Source organism: Paraburkholderia sp. MPAMCS5, from assembly GCF_036016995.1.
Classification (GTDB): Bacteria; Pseudomonadota; Gammaproteobacteria; order Burkholderiales; family Burkholderiaceae; genus Paraburkholderia.
The window spans coordinates 147855-162803 of record NZ_JAYXBK010000014.1 but is presented as its reverse complement, the minus strand read 5'-3'; the positions used below and the strand labels follow the sequence as shown (position 1 = coordinate 162803).

The window sequence follows — 14949 nt, the reverse complement described above, 5'->3', positions numbered from 1 at the left end:
TTCGCCGGCTCCATCACGTTTCGTCATACCCGCAGCATGTCCCCGCGCCTTCGCGCGCTTCTCTGTTCGCTGCAAGTCCGCACGCTGCCGGCTTCGCCCACCGCCGCACCCGTTCGCGCGAGCCATGAAAGAAACGCATGCGGCGCATGACAAAGTTTCGATTGTGACAGTTCTTTGGCTGATGCCTAATCACTCAACCGGAATGGACGTCCGCGCAAACGGCGTCCGCGAATCCGCTGCCGGATGAAGAAAGGGAGAAGCCTTATGCAGAGCGCGATGCAAGCACGCTCGAAACTGCCGGACGTCGGCACGACGATTTTCACCGTGATCGGTCAACTGGCCGCGCAACACGATGCGTTGAACCTCTCGCAAGGCGCGCCGAATTTCGCGCCGGATGCGAAGCTGGTCGACGGCGTCGCGCAAGCCATGCGCGCGGGCCACAACCAGTACGCGCCGATGGCCGGCATCGCCGCGCTGCGCGAAGCGCTCGCCGACAAGGTGCAAACGCTGTACGGCGTGCGCTACGACCCGCTGAGCGAAGTGACCGTGATCGCGAGCGCGAGCGAGGGTCTTTATTCGACGATCAGCGCGCTCGTGCATCCCGGCGACGAAGTCATTTACTTCGAGCCTTCGTTCGACAGCTACGGACCGATCGTCCGGCTGCAAGGCGCCACGCCTGTCGCCATCAAACTTTCACTGGACGATTTTCGTGTGAACTGGGACGAGGTCGCCGCCGCGATCACGCCGAAGACTCGCATGATCATCATCAACACGCCGCACAATCCGACCGCGACCGTGTTCAGCGAGACCGACATCGCGCGCCTGAGAGCGATCACGCGCGACACGGACATCGTGATCCTTTCCGACGAAGTCTACGAACACGTGGTGTTCGACGGCGCGAAGCACGAGAGCATGGCGCGCCACAGCGAACTCGCGGAACGCAGCGTGATCGTGTCGTCGTTCGGCAAGTCGTATCACGTCACGGGCTGGCGCGTCGGCTATTGCCTCGCGCCGGCCGAGCTGATGAACGAGATCCGCAAAGTCCATCAATTCATGGTGTTTTCCGCCGATACGCCGATGCAGTACGCGTTCGCCGATGCCTTGGCCAATCGCGAAAGCTACCTCGGTTTGTCGGCGTTCTATGAGCGAAAGCGCGATCTGCTCGCGCATGCGCTGCGCGAGTCGCGCTTCGAGTTGTTGCCGAGCGAGGGCAGTTTCTTCATGCTCGCGCGCTTTCGCGGATTCTCCGAGGAAAGTGACAGCGATTTCGTGTTGCGCCTGATTCGCGATGCGCGCGTCGCCACCATTCCGCTGTCCGCGTTTTACACCGACGGCACGGATTCAGGCTTGATTCGTCTGAGCTTTTCGAAGGACGACGCGACACTCGTCGAAGGCGCGCGGCGTTTGTGCGCGATCTGAAGGGCGCGCGCACGCGCGGCCACGGCATTTTGAACGCAGTATGATCGTCGCGTCGCTGCTCATTCGCACGCGACATGTTGCGATTACAACGATATCAAAGGGAAAGGGACCTGCTATGAAACTGCTCAAGCCTCTATTGGCGCTGGCCTGCGCATTCGCATCGGTGGCGGCATCGTCTGCTGCCGTTGCGGCCGATACATCGACGCTGCGCTTCGGGCTCGAAGCGCAGTATCCGCCGTTCGAATCCAAAGGCCCGAATGGCGAGTTGCAAGGTCTCGACGTCGATGTCGGCAAAGCGGTGTGCGTCGCCGCGCATATGACGTGCAAGTGGGTCGAAACGTCCTTTGACGGTTTGATTCCCGCGCTACAGGGCCGCAAATTCGACGCGATCAATTCGGCGATGAACGCGACCGAGCAACGGCGTCAAACGATCGATTTCACCACGGTCGTGTATCGCGTGCCGACGCAACTGATCGCGAAGCGCGACAGCGGTTTGCTGCCGACGCCCGAGGCGCTGAAGGGCAAGCGCGTGGGCGTGTTGCAGGCGTCGATTCAGGAGACGTTCGCAAAGACGCATTGGGAGCCGGCCGGCGTCACCGTCGTGTCGTATCAGGATCAGAACCAGGTCTATGCGGACCTCGTCGCGGGCCGCCTCGATGCAACGCTCGTGCTGGCGCCCGCGGGACAAACCGGCTTTCTCTCGAAGCCGAATGGCAAGGACTATGCGTTCGTCGGCCAGCCGGTGCGCGACGACAAGATTCTCGGCAGCGGCATTGCGTACGGCATCCGCAAGGGCGATACGGCGCTGCGTGAGCGCCTGAACGCGGCGATTGCGAAGGTCCAGGCCGACGGCACGGTGAAGACGCTCGCGGAGAAATACCTCGGCAATATCGACGTTTCCGCGAAGTAACCGCTTTCGGTTCGTTACTGCAGCATGCGCGGGCGAGGGCTACATGCCCGCGTTTTCCACGATGCGGCCTTCCGCGCGCCAACGCAGCATGCCGCCCGCGAGATTCGCGACTTCGTCGAATCCCGCTTGCCGCAGTATCACCGTGGCTTGGGCAGAACGGCCGCCCGCGCGGCACACCGTCACAATCGGGCGCTCCTTCGTGAGTTCGGCGATGCGCCCGGCGAGATCGCCCAATGAAATGAGCCGCGCAGCGGGAATCCGGCCGAGCGGTCCGTCGAACTCGTCGGGCTCGCGCACGTCGATCAACTGAACGGCGCGAAGGTTGTCTTCGAGCCATTGCGGGCCGATTTCCCAGATGCCCGCGAAGGTGTACACGAGCGGCGCCCAATCGGGTTCGACCGATTGCGTCGGGTCGCTTGCCGCGACGCCGCATTTGAGATTCGCCGGCACCGCGATGTCGATCTGCTTCGGATGCGGCAACCTCAAGTTCGTCACATAACCGACGAAATCGTCTTCGCACAATTCACCGCCGAGGCGCGGATTGAAGCGCCGCTCTTCGCCGACGCTCGTGACCGTCAAGCCGCGATAGTCGTGCGCCGGATAAAGCAGGCACGTGTCGGGCTGACTGAAAATCTGGCTGTGAATGGCGCGGAACATCGCGCGGGCGTCGCCGTGCTGGAAGTCGGTGCGCCCCGTGCCTCTGATCAACAGGCAATCGCCGGTGAACATCATGGTGCCGTCGTCGAGCGCGAGACTGATGCAGCCGTCGGTATGGCCCGGCGTCGCGCGCACTTCGAGGTAGCGCGTGCCGAACTCGCAGCGTTCGCCCTGGGTCAGATAGCGGTCCGCGCCTTCCGCGCCACTGGCCGCGGATATCGCGATGGCACTTCCCGTGCGCCGTTTGAGCATCCATGCGCCGGTCACGTGATCGGCGTGCACGTGCGTGTCGATCGTATAAAGCAGGCACAGCCCGAGTTCTTCGATCAGCGCAGTATCGCGGCGCACCTGCTCGAATACCGGATCGATCAGGATCGCTTCGCGCGTTGCGCTATCGGCGAGAAGATAGGTGTAGGTGGACGATTGCGGGTCGATGAGTTGCCGAAAGATCAGCACGATTTGTCTCCGTGACGCGCACCGTCAGGAAAGAAAACCGGGCGCGTGTCGCGCCCGGCTTCGGTGCAGCGCAAAGCTCAGCGCGGCTGCGCAACGGTCCGCAGATAAGGCTTCAGCGTTTTGAACCCTTCCGGGTATTTCTTCGCGGCATCTTCATTCGACACGGAAGTCGGAATGATGACGTCGTCGCCCGGCTTCCAGTTCACCGGCGTCGCCACCGCATGTTTCGCGTTCAATTGCAGCGAGTCGAGCAGACGCAGCACTTCGTCGAAATTGCGCCCGGCACTCATTGGATACACGAGCATGGCCTTGACCTTCTTATCCGGCCCGATGATGAACACCGAACGCACGGTCGCATTGTCCGCCGCGGTGCGCGTGCCGCCGCTCGCGTTCGGGTGAATCATGTCGTAGAGCTTCGCGACCTTCAGATCCGCGTCGCCGATGAGCGGATAGTTGACCGCGTGTCCCTGCGTCTCTTCGATATCTTTCACCCACTTCTCGTGGTCGCTGACCGGGTCGACGCTCAGGCCGATAATTTTCGTGTTGCGCTTTTCGAACTCCGGCTTGAGGCCGGCCATATAGCCGAGTTCCGTGGTGCAGACAGGCGTGAAATCCTTCGGATGGGAAAACAGAATGACCCACTGGTTGCCTATCCATTCGTGAAAATGGAGCGAGCCTTCGGTGGTGTCGGCAGTGAAATCGGGAGCTTCTTCTCCAAGTCGAATCGACATCGTCATCCTCCATGAGAGTGCGCCGGGGCAGGGGCGCCGGTTCGCGGAGCGGCGATCCCCGGGTTGCCTGATGTCTCGATCAGGCGATTGCTTGACTCACGTTAAGCCTCCGGCCGTTGGATTGCTTGTTGCGCGGGAGGACCCTGCGGACGCGGCGAATCCGCGGCATGCCGGCGGATTGCTGTGGTGCGGAAAAGACGAATGCGCCACGCGTCGCGCTTAAAGCGTAGGACAAAAATGCGCGCCGCTCTAGCCAGCATGCAGGGCTAATCCGCCGCGGCGGTACGCTTGCCGCGCAACGCGGCTAGGTCTCGCTCCCTACGTCTCGCCCCACATGCGCAGCAGGTTGTGATAACAGCCGACGAGCGTGCGGCGCGCGGCGTCGTCTGCGTTCGACGCGTTCAAACGCTGGATCGCGCCGTCGAGGTCGAACAGCATCGCGCGTTGCGTATCGTCGCGCACGAGGCTTTGTGCCCAGAAGAAGCTCGACACGCGCGCGCCGCGCGTGACCGGCCGCACCTGGTGCAGGCTCGTGCCGGGATAAACAATCGCGTGGCCGGCGGGCAGCTTCACTTCCTGCACGCCGAACGTATCTTCGATCAGCAGTTCGCCGCCGTCGTATTCGTCGGGCGGCGTGAGAAACAGCGTGATCGACACGTCGGTGCGCACGCGCGCGCCGCTGCCGGGCACGAGGCGAATCGCGCCGTCGACATGACTGCCGAAATGCATGCCGCCTTCATAACGGTTGAAGAGCGGCGGATACACCTTGTTCGGCAGCACCGCGCTGATAAAAAGCGGATGCCGTTCGAGCGCCGCGATGATCCGCTCGCCGATGTCCAGCGCGATCGGCGAGCCTTCCGCGATCTGCTGGTTGCGCTTGACGGGCGCGCCTTGATAGCCGGCCGTCGCGCGGCCGTCCACCCACGCGTCGGCGGACGCCTCCAGGTGCGCGCGTATCGCGGCGGCGTCGGCGGGACTGAATACGTTGGGGATCGAGACAATCATCGTTGGACTTTCCTGCGAAACCGCGCGCCTGGCCGCTGCGAGATCGCAGCGAGCAAGCGCGCGGCGTGCGTGGCGCCGATCGCGGCGCGGCGATCAGAAGAAGCGATAGTTTAACGTCGCGAGGAAGGTGCGGCCGTAGCCCGGCACCGCGCGCCCGCCATCGGACGGAATCAGCGCGTCGTAGTACTTCTTGTCCGTCAGATTCAGCACGTTGAACTGGACGTCGTACTTTTTCGCGTGATACGCGGCCATCGCATCCCAGCGCGTATAGCCGCCGACCTGCACGAAGTTATTGTTCGCGGCGTAGCGCGACGACGTGTAAATCGGGCCGCCGCCGATTTCCCAATGCGGCGTGAAGGCATAGGTGGTCCACAGCGTCACCATGTTGCGCGGCGTGTTCGCGGGCGTTTTGCCGGCGGTGCCGTCGAGCGCCTTCAGGATCGTTGCGTCCATGTAGGTATAGCCGCCGAACACTTGCCACTTGTCCGTGATGTGGCCCGCGACGCCGAGCTGATAGCCGCGCACGCGGATGTCACCGTCGAGCGTGTAGCTGCCGTCCGCATTCAGCGTGCGCGCATTCGTCTTTTCGATGTTGAAAAGCGATTGCGTGACGGAGAGACCGCCGCCCAGCAGATCCCATTTCGCGCCGACTTCGTACGATTTGTTGTGCTCCGGCGCGAGATTTTGCGTGTTGTTCGTCAGAGTCAGCGCTTCGAGCGACGGATTGAACGACGTGCCGTATGAGACGTAGTAAGACTGCCAGTCGGTCGGTTGCCAGATGACGCCGCCGCGCACGCTCGTGAAGTAGTTCGTTTGCGTCGCGTAGGAAGGCGCGTTGATCGAGTTGTGAATCGACGCCTCATAGCGGTCCCAGCGCAGGCCGCCCACGACCTTCCAGTGTTCGCCGATGGAAACCGTGTCGTTCGCATAGACGCCGATGCCGTTCGCGCTCGATTCCGCGAGGTTCGTGGCGACGGTCTTCGCATTCGACGGACGCGTCGTGTAGGACGGATCGACGAGCGGCACGATGGCAATGGTGTTCGACGGCAAGCCCGGCGTGGTCGTCGTGAAGCTCTGGTTGCTGTACGTTTCGTGACTCAGATCGACGCCGGCCACCACTTCGTGCCTGATGAAGCCGGTGTTGAATTTCGCCTGGATGTCCGTCGAGTTGTAGACCGAGTGGTCGTTGATGTTGCGGTCTTTGCCTTGCAGCTTCACGAATAGCCGCGACGGGTCGATCGTCGTGAAGTTGCCGTTGCTCAGGGCCGTCGACGTCGGCAGCGGACCGGTCAGCACCGATGCCGCGTTCGTCGCGCGGGCTTCCGTGCTGTAGTGGCTGAATTGGGTCTGGTTGCGCAGCTTCAGGTTGTCGTTGAAGCGGTGTTCGATGCGCGCATTGAGCGTTTGCACGTCCTGGATCGTGCGGTCGTCGGTGAAGCCGTAGAACGTGCCCCGATCGACGGGCGCCGGATGGCCGTTCAGCGGCGGGATGCCGTAGTCGGGCTGATCGCGGTTGTGCTGGATCAGCGCGGACAGGGTGATTTCCGTCGGCGTGCCGATGCCGAATTTCACCTCGGGCGCGACGCCGTAGTCCTTGCTCTTCATCACGTCGCGCGACGAACCCAGGTCCTGGCCAAACGCGTTGATGCGCAACGCGGAGGTCGAGGTGATCGGCGTGTCGAGGTCGACGGTCGTGCGATAGCGGTCGTGCGTGCCGGCCTGCACGGAGACGTCGGCGCGGGGCTTGAGCGTCGGCTGCTTGCTGACCTGGTTGATCACGCCGCCCGTCGAGCCTCGCCCGAAGTACAGCGACGACGGGCCGTACAGCACGTCGATCGATTCGAGGTTGAACGTGTCGCGATAGTACTGGCCGCGATCGCGGAAGCCGTCGAGGTAAATATCGGTGCGCGCCGAGAAGCCGCGCAGGTTGATGTTGTTGCCGATCTGGCCGCCTTCCGCCGCGCCGATCGTGATGCCGGGCACGTTGCGCAGCGCGTCGGTGAAGGAGCTTGCGGCCTGCGATTGCAGCACGGCCTTGGGCACCACGACAGCGGCTTGCGGAATGTCGCGCAGCGCCGTGGGCACTTTCGCGCCGACGCTCGACACGTCTCGCGCGAATTCCGGCGGCGCGCTTTCGCCCGTCACGCTGACGGCGGGCAAGGTTGCGCTTTCGGGCGACTGGCTTGACGCGGTCTTGCCGGTAGCGGAAGCCGACGACGCAGGTTGGGCGGCAGCCGCGGGCGTGGTCGTCTGTGCGGTTGTCTGTGCGGTCGTTTGAGCGTAAAGCGGCGTCGCGAACGCGACCAGAACGGCCGCCGCGAGAGGCGTGTTTTGGAACATCTCGATACCCTGTCGTTGTCGCTATTGTTCTGATTCGACGGACGCCATGGCTCGTTGATGCGGTGACAGCGGACTGTCGGACGCGACCGGCGATGGATCCATCGTCTACTTCTCAAATGAGAATCAATATCATTACACGAAGGATAACCGTTCGCAATAATTTGTTACGGTTTGGTATTTTTCGAGGGACGAGTGAACGGGGAGGGCGCGTTTTGTGGGATGAACGGCCGCAGCAGGCGATCGGCAAAACGACACTTGCGCTTGACGTGCCGCTGGTGTCTCGCGCGGCACGCAGTGGCCGAAGCGCGGCGGCGTCACCACGTCACGTACATGGCGATCGATACGACGGGCATCGGCCAGGGTGTGTATCAGCTCGTGAAGCAGTTTTTCCCGCGCGTCGTCGCGTTCAACTACTCGCCAGAGGTCAAAGGCCGGCTGGTGCTCAAAGGCTTGTCCGTGGTCGGAAATGCACGCTTGCAGTTCGACGCCGGCTGGACCGACATGGCGGCGGCTTTCATGGCAATCAAAAAGACGGTGACGGCGAGCGGCCGGCACGTCACCTACGAGGCCGGCCGAAGCGAGGAGACGGGTCACGCGGACCTCGCATGGGCTGTCCTGCATGCGATATCGAATGAGCCGCTGGAAGGCACGACGGCGCGTAACACAGGATTAGTGGAGATCTATTCATGAAGAAAGCAAAGACGCGGCAGCCGTACTCTGCTGCAACAACGGTGCAGGCTGATGCATCGCGGCCCGCGCAATCGACGGCATTCACGTTCGGCGAGGCGATGCCGGTGATGAGCCGCGCCGAGATTCTGGACTATGCCGAACTGGTGACGATCAACGGGTGGTATGAGCCGCCGGTGAGCTGGGCGGGCTTGTCCAAGGTGTTCAGATCGGGAACGCATCACGCATCGGCGATCTACTTCAAGCGCAACGTGCTTGCGTCGACGTTCATTCCTCACCGGTTGATGAGCCGTGACTCGTTTCGACGCTGGGCGCTCGACTTCATGATTTTCGGCAATGGCTATCAGGTGGCGGTAAAGAATCGGCTCGGCGGTGTTTTGCGCTACGACCCGGCGCCGGCAAAGTATGTGCGCCGGTGTGCCGATCTGATGAACTACGTGCAGACGAATGGGTGGTCAACCGTTCACGAGTTCGAAACTGGCACGGTCCAGCATCTGCTGGAGCCGGACGTGAATCAGGAAATCTATGGCCTGCCGGAATATTTGGGCTCGTTGCACGCCGCGATGCTCAACGAGTCGTCGACGCTCTTTCGCCGGCGGTATTACGAGAACGGGAGCCATGCCGGCTTCATCCTGTACCTCACCGATGACAAGGCTGGCCAAGGCGACATTGACGCGCTGCGCGAGGCGTTGAAAAGCGCCAAGGGGCCGGGCAATTTCCGCAACCTGTTCTATTACGCGCCAGGCGGAAACAAGGACGGTATGCAGTTGATTCCGGTGTCGGAGGTGGCCGCGAAAGATGAGTTCTTCAACATCAAGAACATTACGCGCGATGATTTGCTCGCGGCGCATCGTGTGCCGCCGCAGTTGCTGGGGATCGTGCCGAGCAATACCGGTGGCTTTGGTGCTGCTGACACTGCGGCGCGCGTGTTCGGCCGCAACGAGATCGAGCCGCTACAGGCTCAGTTCATGTCGTTCAATGAGTGGGCCGGGGAGGAGGTCGTGAGATTCAACCCGTATGTCGTCGATGGGGCCGACGCCAAGAAAACGTGAGCGGCGCTCGCGTCCGAAATCCGGCCCACTGCGACGCTGGAATTGAGTTGCCGGGGCGCAGAGGGGCGCGAGGCGGCCGGCCCGGCCAAGACCGGCGTACGGCGTCCAATCGCCTCTGCGCGTTTTTACGAGCCGGCGCGCGTTTTAAAACGCAGTCCCCCTCCCCGCCTGACGTTCTCTAAAGTGGCTGCTTTTGATGCAATCGTCCGCTCCAACTCCGGAGCCTTGTCACCCGGGGTTTCGGACCTTGGTGGCTGCGGTGAGGTGATGCGATGTGATGCACGGGCTAGACGCTACGCTCCAGTGTGCATCTTTCTTTTGTCGGGAGAGCGTTGTGCGACCAGTGGGAAATGGTCAATAGAAAAGCGACGCTGTGCGAGGACTTCAAACCTATTGCTGATGACCGAAGGCTACTGCCTACTGTCGTTATCAGCGATCTTTGTGGTCCCACGAGGGGGGAGCGTTACAAATTCTGAAGCTAGCGCTTTATGAGCGACAGCCGCTGTGGCGATTCAACCTTGGCCAAATAACTTACGAGGCGAGATTTGATAGGGGGTATGTATCGCAGCCCTAACAACAGAAGGTGCGACAGGTTACGGGCAGGCACGAAACGGTGGACGGTGTGGCGATTGATCTTTGTATCTGGCCTAACGCAAATGAGGCCGCATCGGCGGCCTCACTTTGTTCTAAAAGAATCGCGCCCGCCGAAGAACGCGTTGAAGCAATTCCGCTTCGCTCTGCTCGATTTTTGTGCGCAGCCGCTGAGCGGTGCTCGGCATCTCCAAAATTTGAGCCCCCTTATTAGGCGCTCGTCGGTGCACCCCTTCGTCTGACGGCGACGACGGCGTGTGGAGTAATTCGAAGTTCAGCGAAAGTTGCTTATCTCGCTCCATATCACCCTCCCTCAAGTTACTCACTCGCCTTCATTGTTGTCCGTAGCGCGGACCGCGCCAAGGTTCGCCCCTGGCTCGCCCAATTGTAGACTACGGACCGCCATCGCTTCAAGGGTAGTAATCGCCTCTAACGTTATTGCAGTAACAGGATACGCAGGCCGAGAGCGCATCTTTCCAGTTACCGAGTCCTTTCGCCCGTCATCATGTGTAGAGAAAAACTTCAGGAAACGAGAGGGGGCGACGCCGTCGAAAGGCAAGATGCGGACCTTCGTGGAATCCGCTTCTCGTTCTGTGATGGCGTCAGAGTGTAACTTTGTGGCGAGGCTCTTACGATACGGCTCAAGGAAATACACCTCTTTGATACCCGCCGCAACAATGTGACGCGCGCATGAATGACAAGGGTAGGTCGTTACAAAGAGCTTTCCATCGCGAATCTTCGCTCCGTGCGTAGCTCCAGCGTTGAGTAACGCATGCATTTCAGCGTGCACTGCACGCGAAAATTCAATGAGGCTCTTCAGTTGGCTGTCATGCCGCATTAGCCTGAAGGCTTCGTTACGTTTGTCGTCGTTAATGATCCCTTTTTCAATCATGCGGGAAACGACCGCAGTGGAAATCAGATCCTTTTCTTCATCATTAAAGCAATGACCTCCTTCGAGGTTCCAACAGCGGTGGTCGTCATCAACGGAGTCTGTTGATTCGAGACTCTCATACAGTCCACCAAACGGCCGAGGCACGTCGTTCCACCCCACGGCCAGCACTTCGCCTTGAGCGCTCGTGAGCGATGCGCCAACCTGCCGAGACAGGCAGGCAGAATTTCGGGCGGCAGAATATGCCGCGTACATGGCTCGCTCGTTAGGAGTAGGGGTCGCAATGCGAGTTCCGAGCATGAGATCAAGGAACCTCTTTACGCGAGTGCGCAATTGTGAGTCTGTGCCCGCGTCCGCCCGCAGAAAAAAGTCTGACTGCGGAAAGGTGTCGCGGACCTGCTGGCCATAATCCACTTCCTCGCCAGAGTCACGGTCTATCAGCTGGTGGACGTCATCGCCTCGATCTCGGCGCTTAGACAGGCGCTCAATGCGCAGTTCGATGGGTGTGTAAACGCCAATGACATGAAGCATATCCCCGTATACAGATCTCAATAGGCGAAGCTCCTCGACGTTTTTTATCGAATCGATGATGTGGCAACTGCGTATCGAGATAATGGGCTTTATGTCTTCGTCGGAATCATCGTCGCCGAAGAGATCTTGTTGGTTTATGTCGCGCTCAACATTCAGCTTCTCACGCGCAAGCGTGATTTTTTTTATGGCAACCCGTGCTAGGTACGCGTTTCCGTGGTCTTTTCGGAGTCGGTTCCCCGCGTCGATGAGCTCCTTGGTGGAGCAATGGCGATCGGCAATTTGCGCCAACTCTCGAATTTCATCGCTCAGACGGATAATGGAGACTTCTTCATAACCATAGTCCGTACCCTCCAGCAATTCCTTGAAGGTCTTTGCGACCTCGTGCAGAGGCGTTCCCATTGGACCGCAAAGCGCAATCACCACTTCGGCGGTAAGTGAGCTGTCGATTGCGTGTTGATCGTCGAATGCCCCGACGGTATGGAGTCGCCGTCTCTGCTGCGGCACGACTTCCAGATTGGTCTTTGCCATATAGTTCCCGATATAAGCTTTCCGTGAAGCATAGCCCGAAAAAACTGGCGAAGCGGAGCCTCTCGGGCAGGCACGCAATTTCTACACGAACGACAGTCAATCCTTGACTGTCCGGGCATCGGTTGTGAGCGAGCTGAGTCGACGCTAGGCTTGCAATGGATGGGCTAGTTTCAGCGAGGTCGCGGCGCGATGAATATTGGACACGGTCTAATATATGTCCCGACAAGGCAAAAGAAAAAGGGCTTAGCATGCGCTAAGCCCTTGAATTTGTTGGTGGGGCGTGAGTGACTCGAACACTCGACCTACGGATTAAGAGTCCGCTGCTCTACCAACTGAGCTAACGCCCCAACAGAAGCGAGATTATGCAGCAGGTTAGCGGCGTTGCCAAGCCCCTTTAGCAGGTTTCTTAAAAAATTTGCAGCGGCCCGCTCGAATCATCCTTCGATGAAAGAGGGCCGTCAAAACGACGCGCGGTCCGGCGTCCCGGTATGATGTCGCGACACTTGCGGCTCATAGGCCGCGCGGCTTTCGACGGGATATCGCCATGGATGACAAAGAGATTATCGAATTGCTCGATCGCATCCTCGCGCCGTGGGTTCGTGCGCTGACGCTGACGCCCGTTAAGGTCGATGCGGAAAGCGCGACGCTTCGCCTGCCGTTTTCCGGCGGCCTGCGCCATTCGGGCGGCGTCATCTGCGGACAGGTGTTCATGGCCGCCGCCGACACCGCGATGATCGTCGCCATTTCGGCGGCACTCGGCGGCTTCAAGCCCATGACCACCGTGTCGCTCAACATCAACTTCATGCGCGCGGTGCGCAAGGGCGACGTGTTGATCACTGCCCGCGTGCTGCGCCTCGGCCGCAATCTCGTCTTCGGCGAAGTCGAGCTGTTCGACGAAACCGGCAACATGGCGGTCCACGCCACCACGACCTACGCGTTGCTCGAATAAGCGGGCACAACACGGCACAAAAGGAATCTCAGGATGTTCGATCAGGTCGTATTCGCCGGCGGTGGAAACCGCTGCTGGTGGCAGGCGGGCTTCTGGGACGTCGTGCAACCGGAGTTGCGCATCCACCCGCGTGTCATCACCGGCATTTCGGCCGGGGCGGCCACCGCGTGCATGCTCTACACGCGCGATTCCGACTGGGTCATGCGCTATTACGAAGACGCGCTGCGCCACAACTCGCGCAACGCCTATTGGGGCAATCTGTTGCGCGGCGAGTCGGTGTTTCCGCATTACCGCATCTATCGTCAGGCGCTGCTTGACATTTACGGCGAGAAGTTTTCGTCGCTTGCAAAGGCGCCTGAAATTCGCATCGGCGTTTCGCATCTGCCGCGCTGGCTGGGCGCGCGAAGTGCCGTGGCGGCAGGCCTGATCGTGTACAACATCGAAAAATACGTGCGCAAGACGTTGCACCCCACGCTGGGTCAAACGCTCGGCTTTCATCCGGAATTTGTGCGGGCGCAGGATTGCGCGACGGTCGAAGATCTCGCCGATCTGATCCTGCAATCGTCGAGTACGCCGCCTTTTACGCCGGTGCTGAGGCGCAACGGCCGTCCGGTGCTGGACGGCGGAATGGTCGACAACGTGCCGGTCGGCGCACTCGACGCCGATGCGCCCGGCAACGTCCTCGTCATGGTCACGCGCCTCTATCCGCGGCCGCAGATGTTCGTCGTGCCGCACGGCGTGCAGCAACGGCTTTACGTGCAGCCGTCGCGCAAAGTGCCGATTTCAAGCTGGGACTACACGAGCCCCTCGCAGATGGTGCATGCGTGCAACCTCGGGCGCGCAGACGGTGAGGCGTTTCTCGAACGCATGCCCGATATGCTGGAATTCGCCGCCTAACGGCGGCGTCCGCCCTGCAACGCCTCAGGATTCGCCACGCTGGCGGTGTCGCCGGCGTCGAACGCGAGAATGTTCTTGAACGCCGCGCTGAAATACAGCTCGTAGCTCTCGCGCTCCACATAGCCGATGTGCGGCGTGCAGATCACATTCTCCATGCGCAACAGGCTGTAGCCCTGGAGAATCGGCTCGCTTTCGTACACGTCGATCGCGACCATGCCCGGACGATTGTGTGACAGCGCATTGACGAGCGCGTTTTCGTCGAGCAACTCCGCGCGGCTCGTGTTCACGAGCAAGGCGGTCGGCTTCATCCGCATCAGGTCTTCCTGCTTGACGATGCCGCGCGTGTCGTCGTGCAAACGCAGATGCAGCGACAGCACGTCGCTCTGTTCGAACAGCGCTTCGCGGCTCTCAGCGACGCCGTAACCGTCGGCGCGAGCAGCTTCGCGCGAATGCTCGCGGCCCCAGATCAGCACGTTCATGCCGAACGCCTTGCCGTAGCCGGCAACCAGGCGGCCGATCTTGCCATAGCCCCAGATGCCCAGCGTCTGACCGCGCAACACCTGGCCGAGACCGAAGTTCGGCGGCAGCGCCGAAGTCTTCAACCCCGACTGCTGCCAGGCTCCCTGCTTAAGGTTTGCCACGTATTGCGGAATGCGCCTCTGCGCGGCCATGATGAGAGCCCACGTCAATTCGGCCGGCGCGGTCGGCGAGCCGCTGCCTTCCAGAACGGCGACGCCGCGCTCGGTACACGCAGCCAGATCGATGTGGCTGGACACCTTGCCGGTTTGGCTGATCATGCGCAAGCGCGGCAGTTTATCGAGGAGTTGCGAGCTGATGCGAGTGCGTTCACGAATCAGAACAAGGGCGTCGACCTCGGAAAGCCGGCTCGCCAGTTGGCCGAGTCCGCGGACGGTGTTATTGAAAACTTTGACCTCATGGTCGGCCAGCAATTGAAAGCAGTCGAGCTTACGAACGGCGTCCTGATAATCGTCGAGGATGGCAATCTTCATGGTATGTGTCTTGCAACGCACCGAGGTGGTGCGGAACGGAGTGTTATGCTGACTGTCCCACATGTGACCCAGGTCACATGCCGGCCTGGCTGAATGCCTTACCGTAGGAACTGCCGCGAAGAACGGCAGGCGTTACGGCAAGGCAAATTGACATCGTTTTTAACAGTTTGTTGCGTGTTGAGGCAAGCCGCTTTACAGACGGTTGCAGACGCCCGTCCCGCTTGCTTCAGCGCGACAAGCCGTGTTGAAGCCCGTGAAGACCTGCGCAATGGCGCACCGGTTTGTAGAAACTGGCGC

Annotated in this window: 11 protein-coding genes, 1 tRNA gene and 1 pseudogene; 6 read left to right on the top strand and 7 right to left on the bottom strand. The window is 60.8% G+C overall.

The window, feature by feature from the left end; translation table 11 throughout:
• Window positions 1-264 precede the first annotated feature (264 nt).
• On the top strand, window positions 265-1419 hold the full coding sequence (locus VOM14_RS25400) for a pyridoxal phosphate-dependent aminotransferase (protein WP_327631510.1): 1155 nt from the start codon (window positions 265-267) through the stop codon (window positions 1417-1419).
• A 115-nt stretch (window positions 1420-1534) separates the two neighbouring features.
• A complete protein-coding gene (locus VOM14_RS25395; RefSeq protein WP_327631509.1) occupies window positions 1535-2329 on the top strand; it encodes an ABC transporter substrate-binding protein in 795 nt (264 codons plus the stop codon).
• A gap of 39 nt (window positions 2330-2368) precedes the next feature.
• Here VOM14_RS25395 and VOM14_RS25390 read toward each other — a convergent pair whose 3' ends face one another.
• The 4 genes from VOM14_RS25390 to VOM14_RS25375 form a co-directional block, all read right to left on the bottom strand.
• On the bottom strand, window positions 2369-3439 hold the full coding sequence (locus VOM14_RS25390) for a rhodanese-like domain-containing protein (RefSeq protein WP_327631530.1): 1071 nt from the start codon (window positions 3437-3439) through the stop codon (window positions 2369-2371).
• Window positions 3440-3519: 80 nt separating this feature from the next.
• Window positions 3520-4173: a peroxiredoxin gene (locus VOM14_RS25385; RefSeq protein ID WP_327631508.1), complete on the bottom strand. Its 654-nt coding sequence runs from the start codon at window positions 4171-4173 to the stop codon at window positions 3520-3522.
• Between the two features lie 318 nt (window positions 4174-4491).
• Window positions 4492-5178: a Fe2+-dependent dioxygenase gene (locus VOM14_RS25380; protein WP_327631507.1), complete on the bottom strand. Its 687-nt coding sequence runs from the start codon at window positions 5176-5178 to the stop codon at window positions 4492-4494.
• Between the two features lie 93 nt (window positions 5179-5271).
• The gene (locus tag VOM14_RS25375; RefSeq protein WP_327631506.1) at window positions 5272-7518 is read right to left on the bottom strand and encodes a TonB-dependent receptor; all 2247 of its coding nucleotides are present in this window, start codon (window positions 7516-7518) and stop codon (window positions 5272-5274) included.
• 294 nt (window positions 7519-7812) lie between these two features.
• Between VOM14_RS25375 and VOM14_RS25370 the strand changes: the two are divergent.
• A pseudogene (locus tag VOM14_RS25370) lies at window positions 7813-8208 on the top strand (phage terminase large subunit family protein); the annotation flags it as partial.
• Window positions 8205-9257, top strand: coding sequence for a phage portal protein (locus VOM14_RS25365; protein WP_327631505.1), 1053 nt, complete (start codon window positions 8205-8207; stop codon window positions 9255-9257). The pseudogene VOM14_RS25370 and the gene VOM14_RS25365, both read left to right, overlap by 4 nt.
• Window positions 9258-10170: 913 nt before the next feature.
• On the opposite strand, the gene VOM14_RS25360 is transcribed toward VOM14_RS25365, so the two are convergent.
• Together VOM14_RS25360 and VOM14_RS25355 are read right to left on the bottom strand one after the other, a co-directional pair.
• On the bottom strand, window positions 10171-11796 hold the full coding sequence (locus VOM14_RS25360; RefSeq protein ID WP_327631504.1) for an anti-phage dCTP deaminase: 1626 nt from the start codon (window positions 11794-11796) through the stop codon (window positions 10171-10173).
• A gap of 271 nt (window positions 11797-12067) precedes the next feature.
• Window positions 12068-12143 (bottom strand) — tRNA-Lys (locus VOM14_RS25355).
• Between the two features lie 197 nt (window positions 12144-12340).
• Here VOM14_RS25355 and VOM14_RS25350 point away from each other — a divergent pair.
• Both VOM14_RS25350 and VOM14_RS25345 read left to right on the top strand, forming a co-directional pair.
• Window positions 12341-12745: a PaaI family thioesterase gene (locus VOM14_RS25350; RefSeq protein WP_327631503.1), complete on the top strand. Its 405-nt coding sequence runs from the start codon at window positions 12341-12343 to the stop codon at window positions 12743-12745.
• A 33-nt stretch (window positions 12746-12778) separates the two neighbouring features.
• Window positions 12779-13642 carry a patatin-like phospholipase family protein gene (locus VOM14_RS25345; RefSeq protein ID WP_327631502.1) on the top strand — a complete coding sequence of 288 codons (864 nt, stop codon included), beginning with the start codon at window positions 12779-12781 and terminating at the stop codon, window positions 13640-13642.
• Here VOM14_RS25345 and VOM14_RS25340 read toward each other — a convergent pair.
• Window positions 13639-14652, bottom strand: coding sequence for a D-2-hydroxyacid dehydrogenase family protein (locus tag VOM14_RS25340; protein ID WP_327631501.1), 1014 nt, complete (start codon window positions 14650-14652; stop codon window positions 13639-13641). The genes VOM14_RS25345 and VOM14_RS25340 overlap by 4 nt on opposite strands.
• Between the last annotated feature and the right edge of the window lie 297 nt (window positions 14653-14949).

Bases quoted from the DNA above. Each gene is read 5' to 3' on its own strand.
- VOM14_RS25400 (WP_327631510.1), top strand. From the start codon at position 265: ATGCAGAGCGCGATGCAAGCACGCTCGAAACTGCCGGACGTCGGCACG.
- VOM14_RS25395 (WP_327631509.1), top strand. From the start codon at position 1,535: ATGAAACTGCTCAAGCCTCTATTGGCGCTGGCCTGCGCATTCGCATCG.
- VOM14_RS25385 (WP_327631508.1), bottom strand. From the start codon at position 4,173: ATGTCGATTCGACTTGGAGAAGAAGCTCCCGATTTCACTGCCGACACC.
- VOM14_RS25380 (WP_327631507.1), bottom strand. From the start codon at position 5,178: ATGATTGTCTCGATCCCCAACGTATTCAGTCCCGCCGACGCCGCCGCG.
- VOM14_RS25375 (WP_327631506.1), bottom strand. From the start codon at position 7,518: ATGTTCCAAAACACGCCTCTCGCGGCGGCCGTTCTGGTCGCGTTCGCG.
- VOM14_RS25365 (WP_327631505.1), top strand. From the start codon at position 8,205: ATGAAGAAAGCAAAGACGCGGCAGCCGTACTCTGCTGCAACAACGGTG.
- VOM14_RS25360 (WP_327631504.1), bottom strand. From the start codon at position 11,796: ATGGCAAAGACCAATCTGGAAGTCGTGCCGCAGCAGAGACGGCGACTC.
- VOM14_RS25350 (WP_327631503.1), top strand. From the start codon at position 12,341: ATGGATGACAAAGAGATTATCGAATTGCTCGATCGCATCCTCGCGCCG.
- VOM14_RS25345 (WP_327631502.1), top strand. From the start codon at position 12,779: ATGTTCGATCAGGTCGTATTCGCCGGCGGTGGAAACCGCTGCTGGTGG.
- VOM14_RS25340 (WP_327631501.1), bottom strand. From the start codon at position 14,652: ATGAAGATTGCCATCCTCGACGATTATCAGGACGCCGTTCGTAAGCTC.